This window comes from Gordonibacter sp. (genome assembly GCF_036667095.1).
GTDB lineage: Bacteria > Actinomycetota > Coriobacteriia > Coriobacteriales > Eggerthellaceae > Gordonibacter.
In genome coordinates this window covers 1-5,076 of the sequence record NZ_JAVWUP010000177.1, presented here as the reverse complement: position 1 = coordinate 5,076, position 5,076 = coordinate 1, and the positions used below count along the sequence as shown (strand labels likewise).

The 5,076-nt window shown below is 58.3% G+C and carries 4 protein-coding genes and 1 pseudogene; 1 reads left to right on the top strand and 4 read right to left on the bottom strand.

The window, feature by feature from the left end; all coding sequences use genetic code 11:
- Positions 1 to 219, bottom strand: a pseudogene (locus tag RR842_RS11830) (MerR family transcriptional regulator); the annotation flags it as partial.
- Positions 220 to 269: 50 nt separating this feature from the next.
- Here RR842_RS11830 and RR842_RS11825 point away from each other — a divergent pair.
- Complete coding sequence (locus RR842_RS11825; protein WP_332729845.1) at positions 270 to 668, top strand: nucleotidyl transferase AbiEii/AbiGii toxin family protein; 399 nt, start codon at positions 270 to 272, stop codon at positions 666 to 668.
- A 161-nt stretch (positions 669 to 829) separates the two neighbouring features.
- Here the strand turns inward: RR842_RS11825 and arcC are convergent, their stop codons facing one another.
- The 3 genes from arcC to RR842_RS11810 form a co-directional block, all read right to left on the bottom strand.
- The gene (arcC, locus tag RR842_RS11820) at positions 830 to 1,783 is read right to left on the bottom strand and encodes a carbamate kinase (RefSeq protein ID WP_332553187.1); all 954 of its coding nucleotides are present in this window, start codon (positions 1,781 to 1,783) and stop codon (positions 830 to 832) included.
- A 152-nt stretch (positions 1,784 to 1,935) separates the two neighbouring features.
- Positions 1,936 to 3,246, bottom strand: coding sequence for an MFS transporter (locus RR842_RS11815; RefSeq protein WP_332514537.1), 1,311 nt, complete (start codon positions 3,244 to 3,246; stop codon positions 1,936 to 1,938).
- Positions 3,247 to 3,404: 158 nt separating this feature from the next.
- Positions 3,405 to 4,877, bottom strand: a complete 1,473-nt coding sequence (locus RR842_RS11810; protein WP_332514538.1) for a Na+/H+ antiporter NhaC family protein — start codon at positions 4,875 to 4,877, stop codon at positions 3,405 to 3,407.
- Positions 4,878 to 5,076 lie beyond the last annotated feature (199 nt).

The window sequence follows — 5,076 nt, the reverse complement described above, 5'->3', positions numbered from 1 at the left end:
CACGGCGGGCATTTCGCGGAAGAAAATGCCGTCGACATCGTTGCCCATGGCCACAACGGCCTCGTTGTACTCGATGCTGATGTCGCGCTCTTTGTATTCGGGGTCCAAGTAGCTGATGAAGCAATACTCGGGGGTGGCGCACTTCATGTCGGGGTTGGCTTCGCTCACCGTGCGGCCGATGGCCGGAATGACGCTGAAGTACGCTGAGTAATCCGGCACGACGAGCCGCTTGATGTATACGATGCAGCTGAACAAGCTGGTGGAAGGGCTTGCCCAGCAGCTACGAGGACATTGTCCTGTTCACCAAAACGCTCGAAGAGATACTCGCCGACAAACTCGAAGCGTTTGCTTGCTCGACCCACATTCGCTACCGAGATATCTGGGACATGCAGTGGCTCATGCGCCGCCCCACTATCGACCTTGAGGAAGCATGCGTTTTGCGCATGCGAAAAGAAATCGACTACAACGAGACGAAAACATTCGCGAAAGGAGTCTTGCGCTTGAGAAAAGAATTGCCTCAGATTATTGAAGGCGAAGAATTCACGCGACAGATGAAACGCTTCCTCCCCCTCGACCAATTTGACAGAACGATTGGGCGAGCGCCCTTCCGTGCAGCGCTCATCGAGAACATGCGCGAGCTCTATGAGCGCTGCGCGGCATCTTTTTAACCTGTTCGAGCGACTCGCAACGGCAAACGCCTGCTCTAAAAAGCGACATTCTCGGCTAAAGGGCGGCAGCCGCAAGACGCCCGACGTATCTCTCCAAAGAAAGATATCCGCAGATCAAACACTTCCGCCCTGCATAGAGTACAGGGCGGAATGCGAAAACTTTACGCCGTGATGACCGTGCCCGTTTTGCCCTCGATGCCCGCGGCGGCGCACTCGAGGCTCGTGATGAGCGCCTTGCCCTCGGGGTAGGCGCGCACGTACTCGATACACGCCTCGACCTTCGGCAGCATCGAGCCGGGGGCGAACTGACCCTGGGCGATGAACTCCTCAGCCTCGGCCACCGTCATGGTGTCGATCTGGGCCTGGTCGGGCTTGCCGAAGTTCACGCACACCTTCTCCACGGCCGTGAGGATGACCAGCATGTCCGCGCCGAAATCGGCGGCGAGTTTAGCGCTGGAACGATCCTTGTCGATGACCGCCGGCACGCCCACATAGCCCTCGGGCGTCTCAAACACCGGCACCCCGCCGCCGCCCGTGGACACGACCACGTAGCCGTCGTCCATGAGATCCTTCACCGCATCAAACTCCACGATGCGCACCGGCTTCGGGGAGGCAACTACCTGGCGCCATCCGCGCCCGGCGTCCTCCTTGTAGGTCCAGCCGGTCTCGGAAGCCTTGGCCGCAGCCTCTTCCTCGGTGAGGAAGCCACCCACAGGCTTGGTGGGGTTCTGGAACGCCGGGTCCTTGGGGTTCACCACCGTCTGGGTGATCACGTTGGCCGTGGAACGCATGATGCCGCGCTCCCGGAGGTCGTTCAGGATGGCCTGGGAGAGCTGGTAGCCAATATAGCCCTGAGACATAGCGCCGGCCTCGGGGAACGGCATCTCGGGGGTCTTGCCGTCATGGGCAAACGCGTAGGCGAACGCGTTGTTGATCATGCCGACCTGCGGGCCGTTGCCGTGGGAGACCACGACGTTGATGCCCTCGCCCACCATGTCCACGATATTCTTGGCCGTGGCCTTCACGAGCTCAAGCTGCTCCTGAGGCGTGTTGCCCAGGGCGTTGCCGCCCAGAGCGATGACGACCGACGGCCCCGAACCTTTTTCGTATGGCATAGCCTTCTCCTCATTCTCTATTGGTATATAAGGGTTGCACCCGCAAGCAGGTCGCCCTTGCCACGTCGTCGATACTCTTCAGTGCGCACCGGAGAGTATCGACGGCCGGCCTTGCGGAATAACGTCTTGGTCCCACATGCGTCACCCTCGTGTTAAGCAGGAGCTTTTCCGTCTTCCAAGCGTTCGGAAACAACTTCATCGATAGCAGGCGTGCTCGCACGACTCCAGGGAAGATTCTTGCTGGCCCTCATGGCAACAACAGCAAGTACCGCTATTGCCACGTCGCACACGATGCAGAATATCCAAACAGGCTGGAAGCTGCCCGTCTGCTCGTAGATAGACGTTAGCAGCGGAGCGCCCATCGATCCCAGCACATAACCAATGGCGGGAACGAGGGAGTAAATCTTGCCGTAGTCTTTGTGGCCGAACATCGCCATGGTCAGCGTGGCGATACCCGTGCCGAACACGGCGTACATCGAGTCGTTCAAACCGGCACCAACACAAGCAAGTATCGGCGAGGCGGCACTGAACAGCAGGCATACAAACGACAACACCGTTACAACCGCCCACATAACCACAGCGCGTGCGGGGCCAAACTTGTCGCACGTCCAGCCGATAAGTGGGTTCCATGCTATATCGCACAACATCGCAACCGAAACCATGAGACTACCAACGTGCGGCTCAAACCCCACCGATGTTCCGTACATAGGAAACAGCTGGTTGGTCACCGTGGTCATAACAATCAGACACATCGCAACAATCAGTGCGATAAAGGCAGGCGACTTCACCGCTCTTTTGAAGTCCACGCCTTCGGCAGACTCCGCCGCAGCAGCGCCGCCCACCTCGGCATATCCGTACGGAAGGCACCCCCTCGTCTCGGGCTTCAGCCTAATGATGAACAGAGTCGCGCCGCACATAAGCACAGCAGCCGCCAAACCGAGCACAATGTAGCCCACGCGCCAGCCAGACGTCGAGATGACCGAGTTGATAATGGGGCTCATGATGGCGTTGCACAAACTCGCAATCGCCCACGCAATGCCAATAGCCAAGCCGGTACGCTTATAAAACCAATTATTCAAGATGATAGCGATGCCGACCGACGTATTGAATCCCATGCAAAAGCCGATCACCGCACCGGAAACATACCACATAGACACGTCGTTATACAGGCACATGACCACCACGGCCGCCGCCTCCACGGCATTGATCAACGTCATGTGCACGGCTATGTTCATCTTGGGAACCAATCGGCCGGCAAGAGGCATACTGATAGCCTGACCTAGGCATACGATGGTCATATACAGGGTCAGTGACGACTCTTCCACGCCAAGTCCTTCGCTGACGGGCACGTAGAAGTTACCCGCAACCACGGTAAGAAAGCCGATCGATCCCGAAATCATGAAACCACAAGCGAGCACGACGAGCCACGCCTGGCCCCGCGCTTCTTTTAAGCTTCCCTTCATTGCATTTCCTCACTTCCGAAATTCCCCTTCGCGCAGCCAGCATGACCGCGTGCGTGCATTGCACTTCGGGCGGGGCGCACAGGCGAGGCGCTCTGGGCGAAATGCTCCGTAGAGCGAGACCCCTGCGCACCCTATCGCAGGCAGGAGTCTCAGGTTTCTTACGCGTTTTGGGCAGCTACCCCGCCGTCCGAACAGCCTTCCCGCAAAGCAGCCGCTTCGGGTTCGGCAACCTCGGTTTGAGGCAGCCAACCAAGTTTCTTTCCGAATAGCGCGCCGAGCACAATAATGACCAGCGGATACAGGTAGCAGAAGAAGGCATACGGCGCATAGGCAAGACACTGAACGCCCAGCACCGTCACCATGTACACAGCACACGTGTTCCACGGCACCAGAACCGACGTGATACCTGCACTGGAATTGACGATGTTGCCCCAGACGTCGTTGTGCACGCCGCGGCGGCGAAATTCCTTGCTGTACATCTGCGTGGACAGCGTGATAGCTGGGTACTGGTCGGGCAGCAACACGTTGAACAGCGCGCCCGAGAACACGGTTGCCGTGACCAACTGGGCGAAGCGGCGAAGACGGCTGACGATAGGATCGACGAGCGCATCCATAAGATGCGTGTGCTGCATGATGCCGCCGAAAGCCATAACGAGCACCACTATAGAGATAGTGCTCATCATTTCTTGAATGCCGCCGTTGGACAAAAGCGTGTCAAGCTCGGCGAAGCCGGTCGTGCTCACCACGCCCAGGTTGGCTACCTCGACCACCGTGGCCAGATCCGAGCCCTGCAACAGGCACGCCTCAAGCATGCCCACGGCAGTGGCCGCAAGAAACGACGGGAGGGCCGGTACTTTCAAAGCGATGCACACGATCATAACCGCAAGTGGAATAAGTGTGACGGGACCGATGTTGTAGTTCGCGTCCAGTGCTACCAAAAGCGAGGATACCTGGCTGGAAACATCGACAGAACCCGTAACGTCGAGGTTCATGCCGATCACCAGATAGATGACGGTACAGCCCGCACACGTAAGAAGGCAGGGCACCAGAAAACGCTTGCACAATTGGAAGACACCGCAGTCGGCAATGGCTGCGGCAAGGTTCGGACCATCAACCAGAGGGGAAAGGATCTCGCTGACGTAGGCGCCGGCAACGATCGCTCCCGCAGCCATGCCGAGCGGAATGTTCAACGCAGCGGCGATACCCAGAAAAGCAATGCCGATAGTGCCGGCCGCGCCCCACGCGCCCAACACGATGCCAACGGCAAGCGTCACCAGAAAAGCGATTGGTAAGAACAGCTCGGGAGTAACCACCATAAGGCCGTAATAGATCATAGTCGGAACCGTACCCGACTGAATCCACACACCAACCAGCATGCCGATGCACATCAAGATGAGCACGGCCTCCATCGCGTCGTTGATGCCCTTAAGCATGGCGTCGAGCACATCTTCCCACGTGCGTCCCAGGTACATAACGATACCACCAGCAATAGCGCACCCTATGACCAGCGGAATCTGCGGCTCAGCCCCCAATCCGACCACACAGCCGAACATGACAACCGCAAGCGCGCCGAGGGCCAGCACGCCATGACGAAACTTCACCTCTTTTATCGGCTTCTCTCGAGTTTTCACAGTGAGATCCTTCCTATAGCTTGTACAGCACGTCATTTCCACGGGCGAAGCCCTCGTCTAGAACCGTTGCGGCGACCATGAACAGCCGCCGCAACGTCAAACCACCACCGATGGGACAGGCTTACCCTACTTGACAGCCTTCGCCAGCACTGCCTCCATACGGGCCTGAGCCGCGTCGGCCACCGCGGCGTTCTCCTTC

Bases quoted from the DNA above. Each gene is read 5' to 3' on its own strand.
- arcC (WP_332553187.1), bottom strand. From the start codon at position 1,783: ATGCCATACGAAAAAGGTTCGGGGCCGTCGGTCGTCATCGCTCTGGGC.
- RR842_RS11815 (WP_332514537.1), bottom strand. From the start codon at position 3,246: ATGAAGGGAAGCTTAAAAGAAGCGCGGGGCCAGGCGTGGCTCGTCGTG.